19 protein-coding genes are annotated in these 23,002 nt (G+C 60.1%); 7 read left to right on the plus strand and 12 right to left on the minus strand.

Features of this window, described 5'->3' with window-relative positions:
- Positions 1 to 2: 2 nt before the first annotated feature.
- Positions 3 to 3,164: an efflux RND transporter permease subunit gene (locus tag ACTD9P_RS18275; protein WP_438868800.1), complete on the plus strand. Its 3,162-nt coding sequence runs from the start codon at positions 3 to 5 to the stop codon at positions 3,162 to 3,164.
- Positions 3,161 to 4,618 carry an AdeC/AdeK/OprM family multidrug efflux complex outer membrane factor gene (adeC, locus tag ACTD9P_RS18280; RefSeq protein ID WP_438868801.1) on the plus strand — a complete coding sequence of 486 codons (1,458 nt, stop codon included), beginning with the start codon at positions 3,161 to 3,163 and terminating at the stop codon, positions 4,616 to 4,618. Before ACTD9P_RS18275 ends, adeC begins: the two co-directional genes overlap by 4 nt.
- A 94-nt stretch (positions 4,619 to 4,712) precedes the next feature.
- On the opposite strand, the gene ACTD9P_RS18285 is transcribed toward adeC, so the two are convergent.
- The gene (locus tag ACTD9P_RS18285; RefSeq protein WP_438868802.1) at positions 4,713 to 5,279 is read right to left on the minus strand and encodes a hypothetical protein; all 567 of its coding nucleotides are present in this window, start codon (positions 5,277 to 5,279) and stop codon (positions 4,713 to 4,715) included.
- 124 nt (positions 5,280 to 5,403) lie between these two features.
- Between ACTD9P_RS18285 and ACTD9P_RS18290 the strand changes: the two genes are divergently transcribed.
- The 3 genes from ACTD9P_RS18290 to ACTD9P_RS18300 all read left to right on the plus strand — a co-directional run bounded on the left by ACTD9P_RS18290 (position 5,404) and on the right by ACTD9P_RS18300 (position 9,410).
- Positions 5,404 to 6,654: an OprD family porin gene (locus ACTD9P_RS18290; RefSeq protein ID WP_438868803.1), complete on the plus strand. Its 1,251-nt coding sequence runs from the start codon at positions 5,404 to 5,406 to the stop codon at positions 6,652 to 6,654.
- Between the two features lie 352 nt (positions 6,655 to 7,006).
- Positions 7,007 to 8,395: a M91 family zinc metallopeptidase gene (locus tag ACTD9P_RS18295; protein ID WP_438868804.1), complete on the plus strand. Its 1,389-nt coding sequence runs from the start codon at positions 7,007 to 7,009 to the stop codon at positions 8,393 to 8,395.
- 124 nt (positions 8,396 to 8,519) lie between these two features.
- A complete protein-coding gene (locus ACTD9P_RS18300) occupies positions 8,520 to 9,410 on the plus strand; it encodes a polysaccharide deacetylase family protein (RefSeq protein WP_438868805.1) in 891 nt (296 codons plus the stop codon).
- Positions 9,411 to 9,539: 129 nt separating this feature from the next.
- Here the strand turns inward: ACTD9P_RS18300 and pcaC are convergent, their stop codons facing one another.
- From pcaC to pcaR, 11 genes are all read right to left on the minus strand, one after another.
- The gene (pcaC, locus tag ACTD9P_RS18305) at positions 9,540 to 9,938 is read right to left on the minus strand and encodes a 4-carboxymuconolactone decarboxylase (protein WP_438868806.1); all 399 of its coding nucleotides are present in this window, start codon (positions 9,936 to 9,938) and stop codon (positions 9,540 to 9,542) included.
- A gap of 11 nt (positions 9,939 to 9,949) precedes the next feature.
- Complete coding sequence (gene pcaD, locus ACTD9P_RS18310) at positions 9,950 to 10,741, minus strand: 3-oxoadipate enol-lactonase (RefSeq protein WP_438868807.1); 792 nt, start codon at positions 10,739 to 10,741, stop codon at positions 9,950 to 9,952.
- A gap of 10 nt (positions 10,742 to 10,751) precedes the next feature.
- On the minus strand, positions 10,752 to 12,116 hold the full coding sequence (locus tag ACTD9P_RS18315) for a 3-carboxy-cis,cis-muconate cycloisomerase (protein ID WP_438868808.1): 1,365 nt from the start codon (positions 12,114 to 12,116) through the stop codon (positions 10,752 to 10,754).
- A 9-nt stretch (positions 12,117 to 12,125) separates the two neighbouring features.
- Entirely contained in the window at positions 12,126 to 13,421 is a 1,296-nt protein-coding gene (locus tag ACTD9P_RS18320; RefSeq protein ID WP_307420141.1) for an MFS family transporter, read from the minus strand.
- 192 nt (positions 13,422 to 13,613) lie between these two features.
- Entirely contained in the window at positions 13,614 to 14,180 is a 567-nt protein-coding gene (pcaG, locus tag ACTD9P_RS18325; RefSeq protein WP_438868809.1) for a protocatechuate 3,4-dioxygenase subunit alpha, read from the minus strand.
- Position 14,181: 1 nt separating this feature from the next.
- Complete coding sequence (gene pcaH, locus ACTD9P_RS18330) at positions 14,182 to 14,886, minus strand: protocatechuate 3,4-dioxygenase subunit beta (protein WP_438868810.1); 705 nt, start codon at positions 14,884 to 14,886, stop codon at positions 14,182 to 14,184.
- A gap of 17 nt (positions 14,887 to 14,903) precedes the next feature.
- Positions 14,904 to 16,106 (minus strand): 3-oxoadipyl-CoA thiolase, encoded by a 1,203-nt coding sequence (pcaF, locus tag ACTD9P_RS18335; protein WP_438868813.1) that lies wholly within the window; start codon positions 16,104 to 16,106, stop codon positions 14,904 to 14,906.
- Positions 16,103 to 16,882: a CoA-transferase subunit beta gene (locus ACTD9P_RS18340; RefSeq protein ID WP_058421725.1), complete on the minus strand. Its 780-nt coding sequence runs from the start codon at positions 16,880 to 16,882 to the stop codon at positions 16,103 to 16,105. The genes pcaF and ACTD9P_RS18340 overlap by 4 nt, the downstream gene beginning before the upstream one ends.
- Positions 16,882 to 17,739: a CoA transferase subunit A gene (locus ACTD9P_RS18345; RefSeq protein ID WP_438868811.1), complete on the minus strand. Its 858-nt coding sequence runs from the start codon at positions 17,737 to 17,739 to the stop codon at positions 16,882 to 16,884. The genes ACTD9P_RS18340 and ACTD9P_RS18345 overlap by 1 nt, the downstream gene beginning before the upstream one ends.
- Before the next feature lie 147 nt (positions 17,740 to 17,886).
- The gene (gene pcaK / locus ACTD9P_RS18350; RefSeq protein ID WP_219337689.1) at positions 17,887 to 19,227 is read right to left on the minus strand and encodes a 4-hydroxybenzoate transporter PcaK; all 1,341 of its coding nucleotides are present in this window, start codon (positions 19,225 to 19,227) and stop codon (positions 17,887 to 17,889) included.
- A 144-nt stretch (positions 19,228 to 19,371) separates the two neighbouring features.
- Positions 19,372 to 20,214 carry a pca regulon transcriptional regulator PcaR gene (gene pcaR / locus ACTD9P_RS18355; RefSeq protein WP_017137228.1) on the minus strand — a complete coding sequence of 281 codons (843 nt, stop codon included), beginning with the start codon at positions 20,212 to 20,214 and terminating at the stop codon, positions 19,372 to 19,374.
- 506 nt (positions 20,215 to 20,720) lie between these two features.
- On the opposite strand from pcaR, the gene ACTD9P_RS18360 reads away from it, so the two are divergent.
- Together ACTD9P_RS18360 and ACTD9P_RS18365 are read left to right on the plus strand one after the other, a co-directional pair.
- Positions 20,721 to 20,921 (plus strand): hypothetical protein, encoded by a 201-nt coding sequence (locus ACTD9P_RS18360; RefSeq protein WP_003189295.1) that lies wholly within the window; start codon positions 20,721 to 20,723, stop codon positions 20,919 to 20,921.
- 339 nt (positions 20,922 to 21,260) lie between these two features.
- A complete protein-coding gene (locus ACTD9P_RS18365; protein ID WP_438868812.1) occupies positions 21,261 to 22,736 on the plus strand; it encodes an inorganic phosphate transporter in 1,476 nt (491 codons plus the stop codon).
- The last annotated feature ends 266 nt before the right edge of the window (positions 22,737 to 23,002 follow it).

A 23,002-nucleotide genomic window follows, 5' to 3' on the forward strand; every position in this document is an offset into this window, starting at 1 on the left:
CCATGTCGAAATTTTTTATCGACCGTCCCATTTTCGCCTGGGTAATTGCCCTGGTGATCATGCTGGTCGGGGCACTGTCGATCCTGAAGTTGCCCATCAACCAATACCCGGCCATTGCGCCGACCGCCATCGACATCCAGGTGACCTACCCAGGCGCGTCCGCACAAACCGTGCAGGACACCGTGGTGCAGGTGATCGAGCAACAGCTCAACGGTATCGACAACCTGCGTTATGTCGCCTCGGACAGTAACTCCGACGGCAGCATGACCATCACCGCGACGTTCAACCAGGGTACCAACCCGGACATCGCCCAGGTTCAGGTGCAGAACAAGCTGAACCTGGCGACCCCACTGCTGCCGCAAGAAGTGCAGCAGCAGGGTATTCGCGTGACCAAGTCGGTGAAGAACTTCCTGATGGTGATTGGTCTGGTGTCCGAAGACGGCAGCATGACCAAGGACGACCTGTCCAACTACATCGTGTCCAACATCCAGGACCCGATTTCCCGTACGGCGGGTGTCGGTGACTTCCAGGTGTTCGGTTCGCAGTACGCCATGCGTATCTGGCTGGACCCGGCCAAGCTGAACAACTACCAGCTCACGCCGGTGGATGTCAGCAGCGCAATCGCGGCACAGAACGTCCAGGTGGCCACCGGTCAATTGGGCGGCCTGCCTGCCCTGCCCGGCACCCAACTGAACGCCACCATCATCGGCAAGACACGTCTGCAATCGGCTGACGAGTTCGGCAAGATCCTGATGAAGGTCAACACTGACGGCTCGCAGGTTCGCCTGCGTGACGTTGCGCGTATCGAACTGGGCGGCCAGAACTACAGCATCAGTGCACAGTTCAACGGCAAGCCGGCCTCCGGTATGGCGATCAAGCTGGCGGCCGGTGCCAACGCACTGGACACCGGCAAGGCCATCCGTGCCACCGTGGCATCCCTGGAACCGTTCTTCCCGCCTGGCATGAAAGCCGTGGTGCCTTACGACACCACCCCGGTGGTGACCGAATCGATCTCCGGTGTGGTTGACACCCTGGTCGAAGCGATCGTGCTGGTGTTCCTGGTGATGTTCCTGTTCCTGCAGAACTTCCGCGCCACCATCATCACCACCATGACCGTACCGGTGGTATTGCTGGGTACCTTCGGGATCCTGGCGGCGTTCGGCTTTACCATCAACACCCTGACCATGTTCGGCATGATTCTGGCCATCGGCTTGCTGGTGGACGATGCCATCGTGGTGGTGGAAAACGTTGAACGGGTAATGGCCGAGGAGCATCTGTCGCCGAAAGAAGCGACGATCAAGTCCATGGGCCAGATCCAGGGCGCCCTGGTGGGTATTGCCCTGGTACTGTCGGCGGTATTGCTGCCGATGGCGTTCTTCGGCGGTTCCACCGGCGTGATCTACCGGCAGTTCTCCATCACCATTGTGTCGGCGATGGCCTTGTCGGTACTGGTTGCGTTGATCTTCACCCCGGCCTTGTGCGCCACCATGCTCAAGGCCATTGACCCTGAGAAGCACGGCCAACCCAAGCGCGGTTTCTTTGGCTGGTTCAACCGCACCTTCGACAGCGGCGTACTCAAGTACGAGCGCGGCGTGGGCGCGATGATCAAGCACAAGATCCCGGCATTCCTGGTGTACGCGCTGATCCTGGCCGGCATGATCTGGATGTTCACCCGTATTCCAAGCGCGTTCCTGCCTGAGGAAGACCAGGGTGTGATCTTTGCCCAGGTGCAGACGCCAGTGGGTTCTTCGGCTGAACGCACGCAAAAAGTCATCGACGACATGCGCACCTTCCTGCTGCATGACAAAGAAGGCGAGCCGGGCGAAGGCAAGGCCGTGAAATCGGTATTTACCGTAAACGGCTTCAACTTTGCCGGTCGTGGCCAGAGCTCGGGCCTTGCGTTCGTGATGCTCAAGCCATGGGGCGAGCGTGATGCGTCCATGTCGGTGTTCGAGGTGGCCAAGCGTGCCCAGGGTTACTTCTTTGGGGCCTTCAAGGACGCCATGGTTTTTGCCATCGTGCCACCTTCGGTTCTCGAGTTGGGTAACGCCACCGGTTTCGACGTGTTCCTGCAAGACCAGGGTGGCGTAGGCCACGACAAGCTGATGGCAGCGCGTAACCAGTTCCTCGGTGCGGCAGCGCAAAGCAAGGTGCTGGCAGGCGTGCGCCCTAACGGCGTGAACGATGAACCGCAGTACGAGCTGACCGTCGACGACGAGAAAGCCAGTGCCCAGGGCATCAGCCTGTCGGATATCCAGCAGACCCTGGCGATTGCCTTGGGTGGCAGCTACGTCAACGACTTCATCGACCGTGGCCGTGTGAAGAAGGTGTATGTGCAGGGCGACGCCGCCAGCCGCATGTCCCCGGAAGACCTGAACAAGTGGTACGTGCGCAGCAACGACGGGAAGATGGTGCCGCTGTCGGCGATCTCGTCGGGCAAGTGGATCTTCGGTTCGCCGAAGCTCTCGCGCTACAACGGTGTAGCGGCAATGGAAATCCTCGGTACCCCGGCACCTGGCTACAGTACCGGTGACGCGATGGCGGAAGTCGAGCGCATTGCCAAAGACTTGCCGGCCGGTGTGGGCTACTCGTGGACCGGCCTGTCGTATGAAGAACGTCTGTCCGGCTCCCAGGCACCTGCGTTGTACGCCTTGTCGCTGCTGGTAGTGTTCCTCTGCCTGGCTGCTCTGTACGAAAGCTGGTCGATCCCGATCGCGGTGATCCTCGTGGTGCCATTGGGTGTGATCGGTGCACTGATCGCCACCAGCCTGCGCGGTTTGTCCAACGACGTGTTCTTCCAGGTGGGCTTGCTGGTGACGGTGGGTCTGGCGGCGAAAAACGCCATCCTCATCGTGGAATTCGCCAAAGAGCTGCATGAACAGGGCAAAGGCATTGTCGAGGCGGCTATCGAAGCGTCCCGCATGCGTCTGCGCCCGATCATCATGACGTCCATGGCGTTCATGCTCGGCGTGTTGCCACTGGCGATTTCCACCGGCGCAGGTTCGGGCAGCCAGCATGCGATCGGTACCGGCGTAATTGGCGGTATGATCACGGCCACTGTGTTGGCGATCTTCTGGGTGCCACTGTTCTACGCAACCGTGTCCTCAGCTGGCGAACGCAAAAAGAAAGACACTACTGAAACTCCTAAAGAGGCTGGCCAATGAGCAAGTCGCTACTTTCCCTAGCCGTCACGGCATTCGTGCTCAGTGGCTGCTCGCTGATCCCTGACTATCAGCGCCCCGAAGCGCCGGTAGCGGCTCAGTTCCCGCAGGGGCCGGCGTATTCGTCGGCCCAGGCGCCGGGCCAGGCCGCTGCAGAGCAAGGCTGGAAGCAGTTTTTCCATGACCCTGCCCTGCAACAGCTGATCCAGACCGCGTTGGTCAACAACCGTGACCTGCGTGTCGCGGCCTTGAACATCGACGCCTATGCGGCGCAGTACCAGATCCAGCGTGCTGACCTGTTCCCGGCGGTTTCGGCCACCGGCAGCGGCAGCCGTTCGCGTACCCCGGCCAAGCTGTCGCAAACCGGCGAAGCCGGTATCACCAGCCAGTACTCGGCTGGCCTGGGTATCAGCGCCTATGAGCTGGACCTGTTCGGTCGCGTGCGCAGCCTGAGTGAAGAAGCCCTGCAAAAGTACTTCGCCACTGAAGAAGCACGGCGCAGCACCCAAATCAGCCTGGTGGCCAGCGTGGCGAATGCCTACCTGACCTGGCAGGCCGACAAGGAACTGCTCAAGCTGACCCAGGACACCCTCGGCGCGTTTGAGCAAAGCTTCAAGCTGACCTCGCGCAGCAACGAAGTCGGCGTGGCCTCGGCCCTCGACCTCAGCCAGGCACGCACCTCGGTGGAAAACGCCCGCGTACAACTGGCGCGCTATACGCGCCAGGTGGCACAGGACGAAAACAGCCTGACCCTGCTGCTGGGCACTGGCCTGCCAGCCAACATCACCAGCAAGCCGCTGTCGGATGACCTGCTCAGCGAAGTGCCTGCCGGGTTGCCATCCGACCTGCTGCAACGTCGCCCAGACATTGTGCAGGCCGAATACAACCTCAAAGCCGCCAACGCCAACATCGGCGCGGCCCGTGCTGCGTTCTTCCCGAGCATCAGCCTGACCGCCAGCGCCGGTACCGCCAGCCCAACCCTGGGCGGCCTGTTCAAAGGCGGTTCGGGCACCTGGTCGTTTGCTCCGCAGATCAACATCCCGATCTTCAACGCCGGTAGCCTGCGCGCAAGCCTGGACTACTCGAAGATCCAGAAAGAAATCAACGTGGCCAACTACGAGAAGGCCATCCAGACCGGCTTCCAGGAAGTTTCCGACGGCCTCGCCGCCCGTGAGACCTACAAGCAGCAATTGGATGCCCAACGTGGCTTCGTCGCGGCCAACCAGGATTACTACCGCCTGGCCGAGCGACGCTACCGCATTGGTGTCGACAGCAACCTGACCTTCCTCGACGCCCAGCGCCAACTGTTCAGTGCCCAGCAATCGCTGATCACCGACCGCCTGGCGCAGCTCAATAGCGAGGTCAACCTGTACAAGGCCCTCGGCGGTGGCTGGAACGAGCAGACCGCGAAGAACGAGCCGTTGAAAGAAGAAGCACCGGCGCTGAAGTTGTTCTGATGCAATTGTAAAAACTAGCGCCGCAGTAAGCAAAAACCGCTTCCGTCACCGGAAGCGGTTTTTTTATGCCCGCCAACTTGCTACGACCTATTACTCAAGTGCTCACCTTCAAGGTCTGACACCGGACCTCAAGATCCTTGCCAGCATCCTGAAAATAGATTGAAAAGCTGCCAGTCACCGTCGTGACACCATACTCGCTGGTGTTGACCGACTCGACGTTGAACATTCCGGAGTAATCCGCCGGCAGCGACTGCGTGTAGTTTGCCAAAGCGAAGCGTGCCGCCACGCCTTTGAATACTGGAGAAATCGGATAAGTCATACCCGATGCCAGCACAGTCCCACTCAGTGTCAGTTCATTTTTTTGGCCTGAGTCATTCACCAGACCGAGGTGAATAAAAAATGATTCGCCCTTTTTATAAGTCAATTGGAAGCTGTTGAAATCAATCGGGATCGTTTCTTGATCATCGATGATCAAGTCTGCCCTGAACTCATCCGACGTCGTTAAATAGCCACCCATCTCTGATCCAAAGCTCATGAAATTCCACTCCTTAGATACCTTCAAAAAATGTTGCTGTTGCTTGGAACATAAGCCGCTGGAGCCACAACATCTACTGTCAACACTGACAGTAGACACCTGCGCCAATGCGCCTGAAGCTGACATGTTGATCCCCCTTATTTGCGTTCGATCATCGCCCACAACCCGCCCTACCTACTTTCATCGCCCCCGCACCGCCCCGCACCATGGCCCGCACCTGCATAACCCCAATAACAACAGGTCCAACACCATGAGCACGTTCCGCCCGCGCCAGCTATTGCTGGCAACCGCTGTCGCCAGCCTTGCCCTGCCCGTCGCCGCCGAAGAACACGGCTTTCTCGAGGACGCCAGCGCCAACCTCAACCTGCGCAATTTCTTCTTCAACCGCAATTACACCAACCCGACCAAAAGTCAGGGCGGCGCGCAGGAGTGGACGCAAAGTTTCATCCTCGACGCCAAGTCCGGCTTCACCCGGGGCACGGTGGGTTTCGGTTTGGATGTACTGGGCATGTACTCACAAAAGCTCGATGGCGGGCGTGGCACCGGCGGCACCCAGCTGTTGCCGCTGGACCGCGACGGCCGCCCGGCGGATAACTTCGGGCGTTTGGGCGTGGCGTTCAAGGCGCGGATTTCCAAGACCGAAGTCAAAGTCGGCGAGTGGATGCCGGTGCTGCCGATTTTGCGTTCGGACGACGGCCGCTCCCTGCCGCAAACCTTGCGTGGCGGGCAGATCACTTCCAGGGAAATCGACGGCCTGACCCTCTACGGCGGCCAGTTCCGCGCCAACAGCCCGCGCGACGACAGCAGCATGACCCACATGTCGATGTTCGGTAAAACCGCCTTCACCTCCGACCGTTTTAACTTCCAGGGCGGTGAATACGCATTCAACGACAAACGCACCCAGATTGGCGTGTGGAATGCCCAACTCAAGGACATTTACAGCCAGCAATACATCAACCTGATCCATAGCCAGCCCATAGGCGACTGGACCCTGGGCGCCAACCTCGGGTTCTTCTACGGCAAGGACGACGGCAGCGCACGTGCCGGGGAGCTGGACAACAGGACCTGGTCCGGCCTGTTCTCCGCCCGTTACGGCGGCAACACCTTCTACGTCGGCCTGCAAAAACTCACCGGCAACAGTGCGTGGATGCGCGTCAACGGCACCAGCGGCGGCACCCTGGCCAACGACAGCTACAACGCAAGCTACGACAACCCCCAGGAAAAGTCCTGGCAGGTGCGCCACGACTATAACTTCGCCGCCCTCGGCATACCGGGCCTGACCTTGATGAACCGCTATATCAGCGGCAGCAACGTGCACACGGGCACCGTCACCGACGGCAAGGAATGGGGGCGCGAGAGTGAGTTGGGCTACACGGTGCAGAGCGGCACTTTCAGGGATCTGAACGTGCGCTGGCGCAATTCCACGATGCGCCGGGACTACAGCAACAATGAGTTTGATGAGAACCGCTTGATTGTCAGTTACCCGATCAGCTTGCTATAGGCCCTCAATGACCTGGGTGGCCCCTGCTTCCGCCACCCCGGGAGGCGCACGTGACGACCACTGTGCGCCGCATCAACATTTCTGACAAACGCTGTCTGAATACTCTCATAACCCGGAAATACTTTTTCTCAGAAGATGAAGGAACCATTACTTGCTGATTGACGACTGAGTGGGACCTTGATCCTCGAATAAGCGCAGGCTTGGAACAACGACCGAATCGAAACTGGCAGGTATCATCCAAATGAGCTCAGTAACCTCTCCAATATCTCCCTCAATAGCACCTGTGTCCCCTTCGTCCCAGGAGAGCTCGACTCCGCCCAGCGGTGGCAGTTGGGTCCGTCCCAGGACAGAGATGCTGGTAGATGAAAAAGACCTGAGTGTCAGCCAGGAAATTTTTGAATCCCATAGGGACCCCAAAAACCTGAAGCACGTAGGTACGGCCCTGACACTCAAAACGGGGGACTCATCGGACCGCATCCATGTCAGCCAACGACCGGATGGCCAACTGAGCGTATGCGTCAACGACAGGACTTACACCTTCAATGGTCCCTCCCCTCAATCGACCTCGTCGCCAGACAAAAACGCCCCTCCCCCTCCATTCTTTACCCTGATCATTCAATCCGGTGGAGGCAATGACAACATAACCCTGGATCCCAATGTCACTGTCAACGCGACGATCGAAGCAGGTGACGGTGACGACACCGTTCAAGCAGGGGGAGGACGTACCGAAGTTTATGGCGGACGCGGAAACGATACTATTCGCCTTGGCAGCGGTATCGGCTATGCCGAAGGCAATGAGGGTGACGACACGATGGTGGGCGGCAGCGGTGACTCGGTGATGTACGGAAACGCCGGGAAGGACAGGATGTATGCTGGCGCAGGGTCTGCCCAGAAAAGTGGTTACTTGGACGGTGGCAGTGGCAACGACGAATTGTACGCTGGCAATGGACATACTGTGATCAACGCAGGCCTGGGTGACGACCTGGTGGTGGCTCACGACGACAGCGCAATCTATACGGGGAAGGGGCACGATACCGTATGGGCCAATAACACCAATGCACGCATTTATGAGCAAGGCAAGGCTCGCCTGCTAGACGCAGATAAATCAAGCATCACACAGGTAACGCCGAACGATGCCGGTCGCAAAGCGTTTGATATCAAGGGGCCGGACGACTTCAAACAACGGGTCGAAGATGACCTGGAACTGCTTCGCGCCTCCCCCGCAGGGAAGAAGATGCTTGAAGAGATGGACAAAGCGGCTGAGAGAAACGGAGCCCCCGTCACTATCGAACCAGGGCCTTTTAATGGATATGTATTCGGTTCCAAGGATTTGCAACAACTCAGCCGGGAGGAGCAACGCAAGATCGGCCTGGATGACCCGAGACGTGGCGGCTTGAAAGACGGGGTAGCTGGCGCGCGCGCGGACCAAGGCAGGCTTTATTACACACCAACTTTTATTATGGACGGACCGAGTACGACGTCTCCCATTGTCCAGTTCTACCATGAGATGTCGCATGCTTGGAATGGTGCAAACGGTACGTTCTTAAGCGGTGCCACAGGCCCCGAATCCGACCGTCAAATAAATGCTGAACTGCAGGCTATAGGCCTGCCTACTGATACGCCACCTTTTGACTACGATAACGATCCCTCGACCCCGCCAACAGTAACAAATCCATCTCCGTTCAATGAGAACTCACTGAGAAAAGAAATGGGGAGGCCGCTGCGAACCGAATACGCCTAAGACTTAAGAGCGAAGTCGCAGTAGCCATTGAGGTATGCATTTTTTCAAATAAAAATGTGCTGTATCGTGCACCGCCTGCTGCTGGTTCACCCAGCAGCAGCTTTCATTTGGGCCAGTGCACACCATGAAATTTTACGCCATCGCAATTGCCCTGGCGCTGACCCTCAGCGGCTGCATCAGCGCGCCCATCGCCATGACCCCGCAGACCGCGCAGCGCCTGCAAACCCAGGCGCCAATCCGTTTTCTGCTGACCTTCGATGACGGCCCCAGCGCCTCGGGCTACAACAACCCGAGCCGTTCAGTGGTTGCCGACCTTGCCCATAACCCGGTGCTGCCTGGCATCAAAGCGGTGTTTTTCCTGCAGACTGAAGCCTCACGCTCCGGCGGCAGCCCGCGAGGCCGCACGACCATGCAGCGTGAATACGCTGCCGGACATGTATTGGCCTTTCACACGGCCACGGCGTTTCACACCAACCATCGCTGGCTCAATGATGCCGAGCTGGAAAGTACCCTCGCCGAAGGCGCAGCCGACATTGCCTCAATCACTGGCACTGCGCCCACCCTGGTACGCCCGCCGTTCTGGAACTATGACAGACGCACCTTCGCCGCCTACCAGCGCCACGGCATGCATGTGCTGCTGACTGACCTGAGTGCCAATGACGGCAAGATCTGGGGTTTCAATGGCAGCCCACGCCGGCGGTCGAATTTGTATCGGCAACTGTCGGTGGTGCGCGAGCGCATTGCCTTGGGCGAACTGCCCACAGTCGACGGCGTGATACCGGTGGTGGTGACCTTCCACGATATCAACCGCTATACCGCGCGACATTTACAGGAGTACTTACAGATCCTGATGGACAGCGCGCGGATCAACGGCATGAAGGTGGCTACCGAGCCGTTCTACACCGAGCATGCCGGGCTGGAGCGCGCAGCATTGGCGCGCACGGTGAAGGATGTGAATGAAGCCGTGCATTTGCCTGGAGTGTGGAACTGGATATGGGATGCGGACTCACACTGACCTCTCAAACACAGGAGGTTTACTGTGGGTGCTGGCTTGCCTGCGATGGCATCACCTCGGTTTAACCGACAAACCGAGTTGCCTGTATCGCAGGCAAGCCAGCTCCCACATTTTGAGCGTATTTCAGATTCAATCTTGCTGGCGCGACTCGATACCCAACTCATCCCACACCGACTCGGCCAGGTGAAACGTGGCATTCGCCGCCGGTATCCCACAGTAGATCGCGCTCTGCATCAGCACTTCCTTGATCTGCGCACGGGTCACGCCATTGCTGGCGGCGGCGCGCAGGTGCAGCTTCAACTCTTCACTGCGGTTCATGCCGATCAACATGGCGATGGTGATCAGGCTGCGGGTATGTCGAGGCAGGCCGGGGCGGGTCCATATATCACCCCAGGCGTGGCGGGTGATCATTTCCTGAAATTCGCTGTTGAACTCGGTCAGGGCACTGAGGCTGCGGTCGACATGCGCATCGCCCAGCACTTCGCGGCGCACTTGCAGGCCATCGGCATAACGTTGTTTCTCGTCCACAAAAAAACTCCTTAACGGGCCAGCAAAAATTCCACGACACGCTCGCTGAACGCCGCGCCGGCTTGTACGTTGGAAAGGTGCGCCGCGTAGAACTCGGCGTACTCGGCCCCCTTGATCTGGTTCTGGATAAAGTGGCTGCCGGCCGGGGGCGTGACGGCATCTTCGGTGCCGGCAATCGCCAGGGTCGGCACTTGGATTGTGGACAGTTGCTCGCGCAAATCCGCATCCCGTACAGCTGCGCAGCTGGCGGCGTAACCCTGGGGCGACGTGGCGGCGAGCATGTCGGTAATCTGCTGGGCCTGGTGCGGGTTGGCGGCGGCGAAATCGGCGGTAAACCAGCGTGCAATCGACGCATCGCGCAGCGCTACCATGGCCGCCGCACCGTCACGCAAAACCATCTCGATTCGCGGGTTCCAGATCTCTGGCGTGCCGATCTTGGCGGCGGTGTTGCACACCACCAGGCGCAGCAGGCGATCACCTGCGTGGATGCCCAGCCATTGGCCGATCAGGCCGCCCATGGACAACCCGCAAAAATGCGCACGCTGAATATCCAACGCATCGAGCAACGCAATCACGTCGCGTCCCAACTGCTCGATACTGTACGGCCCCTCGGTGACCAGGGATTTGCCGTGCCCACGGGTATCGAAACGCAGCACGCGAAAGTGCTTGATGAAGGCCGGAATCTGCACGTCCCACATATGCAGGTCGGTGCCCAACGAGTTGGACAACACCAGCACCGGCGCGCCCTCAGGCCCGTCCAGCTGGTAATGCAATGGGCCTTCGGCCAGTTGTACAGATGCCACGGAGGTCTCCTTACGCGGTCAATGCAAAATGGTCGGTCACCGCACGGGTGACCCAGGTTTGAGCCTGGCCCAGGTAGTGGGCCGGGTCGAGCAGGCGGTCCAGTTCGGCTGCCGACAGCTCGGCGGTGACCTGCGGTGCGTCTGCCAGTACTGCGCGCAGATGGCGCCGTTCGGCGACGGCGCGTTTGCAACAGTGTTCCAGCAAGTGGTGTGCGGTCTCGCGGCCCAGGCGTTGGGCAAGCACGATGCTCACGCCTTCGGCCAGCACCAGGCCTTGAGTCAGGTCAAGGTTGTGCGCCATACGCTCGGGGTCGACCTCCAAGCCTTGGCTCACCAGCAGCGCCTGTTTCAAGGCACCGGACACCAGCCGGCAAATCTCTGGCAAGGTTTCCCACTCGGCGTGCCACAGGCCCAGGCTGCGCTCATGCTCCTGGGGCATGGCGCTGAACATCGTCGCCACCAACCCCGGCACGCGGGTGGCCGCGCTGATCAACACGGCGGCGCCCACCGGGTTACGCTTGTGCGGCATGGTCGATGAGCCGCCTTTGCCTGGCGCCGACGGTTCGAACACCTCCGCCGCTTCGGTCTGCATCAACAGGCTGAGGTCGCGCCCCAGTTTGCCGAGGCTGCCAGCGATCAGGCCGAGCGCGCTGGCAAACTCGACCAGCCGATCACGTTGGGTGTGCCAGGGCTGCTCGGGCAAACCCAGTTGCAGTTCAGTTGCCAAGGCGTGCGCCACCGGCATGGCGTGCTCACCGAGTGCCGCCAAGGTGCCGGACGCGCCACCAAATTGCAGCACCAACAAGCGCGGTTTCAGCTCGGCCAGACGCTGGCGACTGCGCGTGACCGCGCCCAGCCAACCGGCGATTTTCATTCCGAGGGTGACCGGCGTCGCATGCTGCAACCAGGTTCGCCCAGCCAGGGGCACGTTGGCATAACGCTGGGCCTGGGCAGCAAGCACGTCGCCCAATTGCGCCAGGTCCGCTTCGATCAGCGCCAACGCCTGGCGCAGTTGCAGCACCAGCCCGGTGTCCATCACATCCTGGCTGGTCGCGCCCAGGTGCACGTAACGCTCGGCGCCGGCATCTTCAGCGGCAATCAACTTGCCCAACGCCTTCACCAGTGGAATCGCCGAATTCCCCGCCGTGGCAATCGCCGCGCCGAGGGCGTCCACATCGTAAAGTGAAGCCAGGCACGCCTGGGCAATCGGCGCGACGGCGGCTTGGGGTATCAACCCGACCCGGGCCTCGGCCCGGGCCAGCGCCGCTTCGAAATCCAGCATGCCCTGCAAACGTCCCTGGTCGCAGAACACCTCGGCCATGCTGTCAGCGGTGAAGTAAGCGTCGAACAGTTGATTGCTCGTGCGCAGTGTCATAACTCATCCCTAGAGGTCGTGGTGTAGATAAGCCGCCTGTTTGGGCAGTCGCAGGCTGAACAGGAACGCGACCGCCATCATCGCGGTGACGTACCAGTAAAAGGTATTTTCCATGCCAATCGACTTCAGGCTCAACGCAACGACTTCGGCCGAACCACCAAAAATCGCATTCGCCACCGCATAAGCCAGGCCCACACCCAGTGCGCGCACCTGCGGCGGGAACATCTCGGCTTTGACCAGGCCGCTGATCGAGGTGTAGAAGCTGACGATCGCCAAGGCCAGGGTGATCAGCACAAAGGCCAGGAACGGGCTGGTGACGGTTTTCAAGGTCAGCAGGATCGGCACGGTGAACAGCGTGCCCAGGCCTGCGAACCAGAGCATCGAATTACGTCGACCGATCTTGTCCGCCAGCATGCCGAACAGCGGCTGCATGCACATGTACAGGAACAGCGCGCCGGTCATGATGTAGCTCGAGGTCTTGGCGTGCATGCCCACGGTGTTCACCAGGTATTTCTGCATGTACGTGGTGAAGGTGTAGAAAATCAACGAGCCACCGGCGGTGTAGCCCAACACGGTGATGAAGGCCCCGGTGTGGTTGCGAAACAATGCAGCAATGCTGCCGGCGTCTTTGTCTTCACGCATTTCTTTGCTGGTGGTTTCTTTCAAGGTGCGACGCAACATCAGCGAAATCACCGCCGCAATGGCACCAATCACAAACGGGATCCGCCAGCCCCAGGCACGCAGCTCTTCTTCGGTGAGGATCTGTTGCAGGATCACCACCACCAGCACCGCCAGCAACTGGCCGCCGATCAGGGTCACGTATTGGAACGATGCAAAAAAACCACGCTGGCCCTTCAACGCGACTTCACTCATGTAAGTCGCGGTAGTGCCGTACTCACCGCCTACCGACAGGCCCTGAAACAGCCGAGCTATCAAGAGAAAAATCGGCGCCCAAATGCCAATGTCCTTGTAGGTAGGCAAAAAGGCGATAACCAGGGAGCCTGCGCACATCATCAGCACCGAGATCATCATCGAGTTCTTGCGGCCGTGTTTGTCGGCCACACGGCCAAACAGCCAGCCACCGATAGGTCGCATCAGGAACCCGGCGGCGAACACACCGGCGGTGTTGACCAACTGGACGGTGGGGTTGTCTGACGGAAAAAACGCTGGGGCGAAATAAATCGCGCAGAAGGCATAGACGTAGAAGTCGAACCATTCGACCAGGTTGCCGGAGGAGGCCCCGACAATCGCAAAAATCCGTTTGCTGCGTTCTTCTCCGGTGTAGTGACTCGTTGTTGTTGTCATGTTTTTTTCACTCAGTGGGAACGGTTATAGCCTAGACATACTTTGCAACAACCATGTTCCGCAAGCAGACTTTTGGTGATCGTTCCCACGCTCTGCGTGGGAATGCCGCCTGGGACGCTCCGCGTCCGCTCTGTAAATCGTGACGCAGAGCGTCACAGGATGCGTCCCCACGCGGAGCGTGGGAACGATCACTCAATAATCGAAGAACACCGTTTCCTTGTCTGTGCCCTGCAAAATCACATTCCACTGATGCACACCCTGCGCATCCGGCTTGGCAATCAACGTGCCGCGACGCTCAGCAGGCACACACGCCAGCAACGGGTCATCGCCATTCAACGCTTCACCGTCGAAATAGATCCGCGTCAGCAAGTGCTTGACCAAACCACGGGCAAACACCAGCACCACCAGGTGCGGCGCCTGGGTCGTGCCTTGCAGGCCCGGCACACTGCCAGGCTTGATGGTGGTAAACCGAAAACGGCCTTCGGCATCCACCGGCACCCGGCCAAACCCTTCAAAGTTGGGATCGACGGCCTTGGCCTGCTCGTCTTCGGGGTGGTCGTACTTGCCGGCGGCATTGGCTTGCCAGACTTCCAGCATGGCGTCGTTGACGGCATCACCGTTGCCGTCCACCACTTGCCCGCTGATCGCCACGCGCTCGCCCAAGGTGGCCGGCACGGTCAGGTCTTCGCGGTTCAGCCAGGTCAGGCCGATGTGGTAATACGGCCCGACGGTGTGGGACGTGGTCGCATTGAGGGTCATCTCATTTCTCCATCGGCGTGGCGTCGCGGCCGCGCAAAACGATGTCCCAGCGATAGCCGAGGGCATAGGACGGAATGGTTTTTTCCAGATCAAAACTGGCGATCAGCCGCTGCTTGGCGCTGGTGTCCGGCACGCAGTTGTAGATCGGGTCGTATTCCAGCAGCGGGTCGCCGGGGAAATACATCTGCGTGACCAGCCGCGTCAGCACGCTGGGGCCAAACAGCGAGAAGTGGATATGCGCCGGGCGCCACGCGTTGTGGTGGTTGCCCCACGGGTAGGCGCCGGGCTTGATGGTCTGGAACTGATACCAGCCGTCGGCGTCGGTGACGGTGCGGCCGGTGCCGGTAAAGTTCGGGTCCAGCGGCGCGTCGTGCAGGTCGCGCTTGTGGTTGTAGCGACCGGCGGCGTTGGCCTGCCAGATCTCCACCAGAATACCCGGCACCGGCAGGCCGTTTTCATCCAGCACACGGCCGTGGATGATGATGCGCTCGCCCTGGGGCTCGCCTTCGTGCTGGGCGGTGAGGTCGTTGCCCTTCTCGTTGATCCGCTCGGCGCCGATGGTCGGGCCGGTGATTTCCGACAAGGAATGCGGCAAAAACACCAATGGCTGGGACGGCGAACGCAGGTTCGTCGATTGGTAGGCCGGGTGCAGGTAATCAGGTTGGGTGCCCGCTTGCGGGCGCCGGTAACCGGGCTTGTCACTCATGCAGCAATCCTCTCTTATTAGATGCGTTCAATCGCCAGGGCCAAGCCTTGGCCGACGCCCACACACATGGTCGCCAGGCCTTTGCGGCCGCCGGTTTTCTCCAACTGATGCAGTGCCGTCAGCACCAACCGCGCGCCGCTCATGCCCAACGGGTGGCCAAGGGCGATGGCGCCGCCGTTAGGGTTGACCTGCGCGGCATCGTCGGCGATCCCCAGTTCACGCAGCACCGCCAGGCCTTGGCTGGCGAAGGCTTCGTTGAGTTCGATCACGTCAAAGTCGGTGATCGCCAAACCGAGGCGCTCCACCAGTTTGCGCACCGCCGGCACCGGGCCGATGCCCATCACCCGCGGCGCAACACCGGCGCTGGCCATGCCCAATACGCGGGCGCGGGCGGTGAGGCCGTGCTGTTTGACCGCTTCGGCAGACGCCAGAATCAGCGCCGCCGCACCGTCATTCACGCCCGACGCATTGCCGGCGGTGACGGTTTTATCCGGGCCATTAACCGGCTTGAGTTTGGCCAGGGCCTCCAGGGTGGTGTCGCGTGGATGCTCGTCGTGCTCCACCACGGTTTCGCCCTTTTTATGGGCGACGCGCACCGGCACGATTTCTTCGGCAAAGAACCCGGCGGCTTGCGCGGCGGCAGTGCGTTGCTGGCTGCGCAGGGCGAAGGCGTCCTGATCGGCGCGGGACACGTTGTAGTCGTCGGCGACGTTATCGGCGGTTTGCGGCATCGCATCCACGCCGTATTGGGCCTTCATCAACGGGTTGATAAAACGCCAGCCGATGGTGGTGTCTTCCAGCTTCATGTTGCGCGAAAACGCAGCGTCAGCCTTGCCCATCACGAACGGCGCACGGGACATCGACTCGACACCACCGGCAATCGCCAGCTCCATTTCGCCGCTGGCGATGGCGCGAAAGGCCGTGCCGATCGCGTCCATGCCCGAGGCGCACAAGCGGTTGAGGGTCACGCCCGGAATACTTTCCGGCAAACCCGCCAACAGCAACGCCATACGCGCGACGTTGCGGTTGTCTTCACCGGCCTGGTTGGCGCAGCCGAGGAATACTTCGTCGACCGCGCTCCAGTCCACCGACGGGTTGCGCTCGATCAGCGCCTTGATTGGCAAGGCTGCCAAGTCATCGGCGCGCACCGTGGACAAACCACCGCCAAAGCGGCCGATGGGCGTGCGGATGGCATCACAGATAAACACGTCACGCATCAGGCTTCTCCCGGTGCTTGGCCGTGGGCAGCGGCAGTGCGCGCTTCGAGATCACGCAGCGCGGTCAGCTCCACGTCCGTCGGCTCGGCGGTGGTGCTTACGTGGTCGGCAAAACGAATTGCCCAACCGGTGGCCGCCACCACCTGCTCGCGGGTTACGCCAGGGTGCAGCGCGGTAACCACGAACTCATGGCTGCCCTCCTCCGGTTCCATAATGCACAGGTCGGTAATAATCCCTACAGGACCGGCGCCAGGCAGGCCCAGGCGCTTACGTGAGTCACCGCCTTCGCCATGGCCAACCGAGGTGATGAAGTCCAGCTTGTCGACAAACGAACGCGCCGACTGCTTGAGGATGATCAACACACTCTTGGCGGAACCGGCAATCTCCGGCGCGCCACCGGCACCCGGCAAGCGCACTTTGGGTTGGTGGTAGTCGCCCACCACGGTGGTGTTGATATTGCCGAAACGGTCGACCTGGGCGGCGCCGAGAAAGCCGACGTCAATGCGCCCGCCTTGCAGCCAGTAGCGAAAAATCTCACCGGTCGGCACTACCGTGTCGGCGGTTTCCGCCAGTTCGCCGTCACCGATGGACAGCGGCAGCACTGATGGCTTGGCGCCAATCGGGCCGGATTCGTAGATCAGCACCACGTCCGGCGACGAGGTCAGGCGTGCCAGGTTGGCGGCCTTGGAAGGCAAGCCGATGCCGACAAAGCACACCGAGCCGTTCTTGAGACGGCGCGCGGCGGCGACGGTCATCATTTCATTGGTCGAGTAAGCCATTACTTGGCCTCCTGCGCGTTGACCAGCTTGGCCTGGAATTCACTGAAGTCAGCGGTGCCGTGGATGTATTCGTCGATCCACGCGGTAAAGGTCCCACGGTCACGGGCGATCGGGTCCCACGCCTGATAAAAGCGGTTGTCGCGCTCGTTGTAGCCGTGGGCGTAAGACGGGTGCGCACCACCGGGTACATGGCACACCGCAGTCAGGGCCCAGGTCGGCAATACGCAACTGTTCATCGGTGCATTCAGGTCGTCGACGATTTCTTCGACGGTGACGATGCAGCGCTTGGCCGCCAGGGCCGCTTCCTTTTGCACACCAAGAATGCCCCAGAGCAGTACGTTGCCCTTGCGGTCGGCCTTTTGTGCGTGGATCACGGTGATGTCCGGGCGCACCGACGGCACGGCCGCCAGCACTTCGCCGGTGAATGGGCAGCTCACGGTCTTGATCAGCGGGTTGACCTTGGGCAGGTCGGAACCGGCATAGGCGCGCAACACCGCAAACGGCAGGCCCGAGGCACCGGCGACGTAGGCATTGGCCAGGTCGGCGTGGCTGTGTTCTTCGATCTCCAGCGGCTGCGGCCATTGTTTTTCAACGGCGTCGCGCAGGCGATGCAGGGAACCCACGCCAGGGTTGCCACCCCAAGAGAAAATCAACTTGCGCGCGCAGCCGGCACCGATCAACTGGTCGTAAATCAGGTCAGGCGTCATACGCACCAGCGTCAGGTCTTTCTTGCCCTGACGAATGATTTCATGACCTGCTGCCGTAGGGATCAGATGGGTGAAGCCTTCGAGGGCGACGGTATCGCCGTCGTTCACGAAGCGCTTGACCGCATCACGCAAGGTGAGAATTTCAGCCATGGGGTTGGGCTCCCGGTGTTGATCGAAAAAGGCGCTGAGGTGGCGCCGAAGTGCTTGAAGATTAAGCCGGGCAAATGGGCCAAACAATCCGATAATCGACTCAGCGTTCGATTATCGAACGGATTGTTGGCAGGCTATCGATCTATGTCAGGTAGCATCCGCATGGCTGACCATACCCTTGATCACCACAGCAGCCGTGGCCAACGCCGCCGGAATCACCAGCGCCGTCAGCACCTGTTCGAAGTTCCAGCCCAGGCCCAGCAAGGTGGCGCCCATCCACGCGCCAAGGATCGCGCCAAAACGGCCAATGCCAAGCATCCACGACACACCGGTGGCGCGGCCCTGGGTCGGGTAGAAGCGCGCGGCCAGGGACGGCATCGCCGATTGCGCGCCGTTGACGCACATCCCGGCGATCAACACCAAGGTCGCCAACAGTGTGATATTGCCCAGGCTCTGCCCGACAGCGTAGGCAAACACCCCGGCCAGCAGGTAGAAAGTGCCGATGACCTTGTGAGGGTTGAAGCGGTCCATCGCCCAGCCCACGCCGACCGCACTGAGCACGCCGCCAAACTGGAACAACGCGCCGATAAAGGCGGCCTGTTCCATGCTGGCGCCACTGTCGCGCATCAGGGTCGGCAGCCAGCTGGTCAGCAGGTAAACAATCACCAGGCCCATAAAGTAGGTAAGCCATAGCAGCAAGGTGCCGGCGCTGTAGGTGCCGGAGAAGATCACCGCGAAGACGTTGCGGGCCTTGACGGTGTTTTGCTCGGGCACGCTGAAGCGGGTGGCCTGGGCAACGATCGTGGGTTCGATGGGTGACAAGGTTTTGCGCACCTTGTCGGTACCGCGATTGCGCACCACCAGGAAACGCGCCGATTCCGGCAGCCAGACCAGCAGCACCACCGCGAGAATCAACGGCAGAATCCCGCCGATCAGCAGCAGGCTATGCCAGCCGAACGCCGGGATCAGCTTGGCCGAGATAAACCCGCCGCCGGCCATGCCCAGGTTGAAACCGCAGAACATGCTGGTAACCAGCAACGATTTGTGGCGCTCGGGGGTGTATTCCGACAGCAACGTCGTGGCGTTCGGCATTCCCGCGCCCAGGCCCAGCCCGGTCAGGAAGCGCAGGACCAGTAACTGGTCGACGTTGGTGCTGTAGGCCGAGGCCAGGCTGAACGCGCCAAACACCAACACCGCGCTCACCAACACCACTTTGCGGCCGAAACGGTCCGCCAGCGGGCCGGAACCGAGTGCGCCGAACACCATGCCGATCAACGCGGCGCTCATTACGGGGCCAAGGCTCGCACGGTCGATGCCCCAATCCTGGGACAACGCAGGCGCAATAAAGCCCATGGCGGCGGTGTCGAGGCCGTCGAGGAAGACAATCAGGAAACACAGGATCACCACGCGCCACTGGTAGCGCGACAGTGGCTGGGCGTTGATAAAGGACTGCACGTCCAGGGTGGTACCGACAGAAGGCTGATTCATTATTTTTATTCCACACCGATGGCGGGCCAACGACCTGGGGTCGTCATTATTATTGGGCGGCTCTTCAGAGCGCTGCCGCACAGTAATAAGTCGGGGGAAACAGCGTCAATTGATCAAGCCGGGATCTGTGCGGTCACCGAACACTTAGGCAAACAGTTGCGCACTCAGTTCGCGGCTGGCGCTGAGCATGCTCGGCAAAAAACGCTGCTCCAACTCGCTGCGGCTGACACGCCCGGCGTGGGTGCTGACATTGAGCGCGGCCAACACCTGGCCGGAAGCGTCGTACACCGGCACGGCGATGGAACGCAGGCCCTGCTCGAGTTCCTGATCGACGATGCACCAGCCCTGCTGACGCACTTGTTGCAGGCATTCGAACAAGGCTTCTGGCGTGGTCAGGGTGCGGCTGGTCTTGGTTTGCAGGTCGGCGTGGTCGAGATAGTCCTTGAGCGAGGCATCGTCCAGCGCCGCCAGGAGGATGCGCCCCATCGATGTGCAATACGCCGGCAAACGCCCGCCCACCGACAGGTCCACCGAGATCAGGCGCTGGGTGGTGGCAGAGCGGGCGATATACAGGATGTCGTCGCCTTCCAGGGTGGCCATGTTGCAGGCTTCGTGCAATTGCTCGCTCATGCGGTCCAGGTACGGCTGGGCCGATACGGCCAAAGGCGTGGAGGACAAATAGGCATGCCCCAGGGTCAGGACCTTGGGCAGCAACGAATAGGTGCGCCCATCGGTGGTGGCATAACCGAGTTTGATCAAGGTGTGCAGGCAACGGCGCACGGCGGCACGCGGGATTTCGGTGCGGTGGCTGATCTGGGCGATGGTCAGGTGGCGCTTGCGCTCCTGAAACGCCTGCACCACCGCCAGCCCACGCGCCAGGGAGGTCATGAAGTCCGGATCACCGGTAAACGCCTGGATACGCTTGGCCGGTGAAGCCACGATCGGCGGCGCCACTGATGCGAAGGAGTTGCGCAATTGATCGTTCATTTCAAGGGTCCTTTCTCTTGTTTTCAACCGCAGGGAGGGTTGGCCGCCATTACAAGCCGCGCCAGCCGGGATGCACAAGGTGGCGCCCGCAACATTGGGCGATTATCGGACGGCCATGCGATTATCGCAATTCTGCCGGTGGAACCCGACAGCCGGCGGGACCACTACAGTAATGCGCAGAACGCGCGAATGACTCACACCGTCATGTAACAAAAGTCTCACACGAAGTTGACGCTTTTTAACTTAATGCTGATAGTTTTATCCAAATGCGCCGCTATAATGCAGCTTGTGCAGAGGTCGGCCCGGTTTGATTGTCATCGGGAGTGGAGCTCACCAAGCGATGCGTGTTGCATGCATCATCGGTCACACATACCTGTTTATAAGATTTGCCCTTTGGTCTCTTTTTCAAACTTGAATGGTTGAACTGTTCAATTTTAAACAACCCGAGGACGACTTTCAGGCATGCCGTTGCACAGTCAATACACTCAACTTAATTAGGTAACACTGTGACGAAAGACGAACTGCGCGCGGAACTTGAGCGCCAGGAACAACGTTACAAGGACGTTTACGGCGGGGAAGTCACCACCTACGCCGCACAACCTGAACCCGAGCGCAAACCATGGCGCAAACGCGCCAGTTTGCTCGATCAGGCATTTGCCCAGGAAATCCAAAAGATTGAACAGGAACTCAAAACCGAAGAGCCATAAGCCCTTCGCTCTGAGTTTCCAGGGTCTTGTCTGGCTGGCTCTGCCGGCTCACCGCCGGCGGAGGGCACCGCGCATGGACTTACCATTGGTCAGCGTCCTGCAGCTGCCAACGAAATTTCATACAAATGTTTCAGACATGACGTTTGCATGACAAATCCGTGTCTTTTCGGCCCCATACTTTATAAATCAAAGACTTGCCAAAGCCCCGAAAACCCTGGGATGCACCGCTTTGCCCGATGCTTTTTCAGTGAAGATTGTTACCGATGAGCAGCTAATGCATCGATTACTGAGGTTTTCTGGCATAATCGCGCCCCCTTACGACCGGGTCAGAAAACCTTCATGATCGATTTATTCAGCGGACTGGATGCTTGGGTTCTAGTGAGCCTGTTGCTCGCCCTGGCCTTTGTCCTCGCCTTCGAGTTCATCAATGGCTTTCATGACACCGCTAACGCGGTGGCCACAGTCATCTATACCAAAGCCATGCCGCCGCACCTGGCCGTGTTCTTCTCCGGGGTGTTCAATTTCCTCGGCGTGTTGCTCGGTGGTGTCGGTGTCGCCTACGCCATCGTGCACCTGCTGCCGGTGGAGTTGCTGATCAATGTGAACACCGGCCACGGTCTGGCAATGGTCTTCTCTTTATTGGCAGCGGCGATCACCTGGAACCTGGGCACCTGGTACTTCGGTATCCCGGCCTCCAGTTCCCACACCCTGATCGGTTCGATCCTCGGTGTCGGCCTGGCCAATGCCCTGATCAACGACATCCCCCTGGCTGACGGTGTGAACTGGCAGAAAGCCATCGATATCGGTGCTTCCCTGGTGTTCTCGCCGATGGCCGGCTTCCTGGTCGCAGCCCTGGTGCTGATCGGCCTGAAATGGTGGCGCCCACTGTCGAAAATGCACAAGACCCCGGACCAGCGCCGCAAGCTTGACGACAAGAAGCACCCACCGTTCTGGAACCGTCTGGTACTGGTGATCTCGGCCATGGCCGTGAGCTTCGTGCACGGTTCCAACGATGGCCAGAAGGGTATCGGCCTGATCATGCTGGTGCTCATCGGTATCGTACCGGCGCAGTTCGTACTCGACCTGGGCAGCACCACCTACCAGATCGAACGTACCCGTGACGCTACCGTGCACCTGAGCCAGTTCTACGAGCGTAACAACGCCACCCTCGGTGAGTTTCTGGCACTGGGCAAAAGCGTGAAGGACGACCTGCCGGGCAAGTTCCAGTGCAACCCGCAGCAAACCGAGCCGACTATCAATGCATTGATGGAAACCCTGAAAGGCGTTTCCGACTACCACTCGCTGACTGCCGAGCACCGCATTGAAGTGCGCCGCTACCTGCTGTGCCTGGACGACACCGCGAAGAAAGTCGGCAAGCTGCCGGGCCTGGAAGCGCGTGAGAAGTCCGACCTGGACAAGCTGCGCAAAGACTTGACCGCCACCACCGAATACGCCCCGTTCTGGGTGATCCTCGCTGTCGCACTGGCCCTGGGCCTGGGCACCATGGTGGGCTGGAAGCGTGTGGTACTGACCATCGGTGAGAAGATCGGCAAGCAGGGCATGACCTATGCCCAAGGCATGTCGGCGCAGATCACCACGGCGAGCATGATTGGCCTGGCCAACATCTTCAGCCTGCCGGTGTCGACCACCCACGTGTTGTCGTCCGGTGTGGCCGGCACCATGGTCGCCAACAAGAGCGGCCTGCAAGGTGGCACCGTGAAGACCATTCTGATGGCCTGGGTGTTGACCTTGCCGGCAACCGTGGGCCTTTCGGCCGGGTTGTTCTGGCTGGCGTCCAAGGCGTTAGGTAGCTGATAGCCTGCGGCTGAAAAAGAAGGCGCGATCCTGATGAGGATCGCGCCTTTTTTTATCTCACAACTACAGGTGCAGGACGCAGAGCGTCCTAGGCGGCATTCCCACGCGGAGCGTGGGAACGATCACATTAAATAACGGGCAAAAAAAAGGTTCTTCACGGAATCCCGGGAAACACAGAAACAAGAACGCCGATTTGGTTGATGATGTTCGTGCGAGCAAACACATCTAACAAACCGGCGTTCTTATGCGTGATATTAATACTTTCC

The organism is Pseudomonas onubensis (assembly GCF_965653655.1).
Taxonomy (GTDB): Bacteria; Pseudomonadota; Gammaproteobacteria; order Pseudomonadales; family Pseudomonadaceae; genus Aquipseudomonas.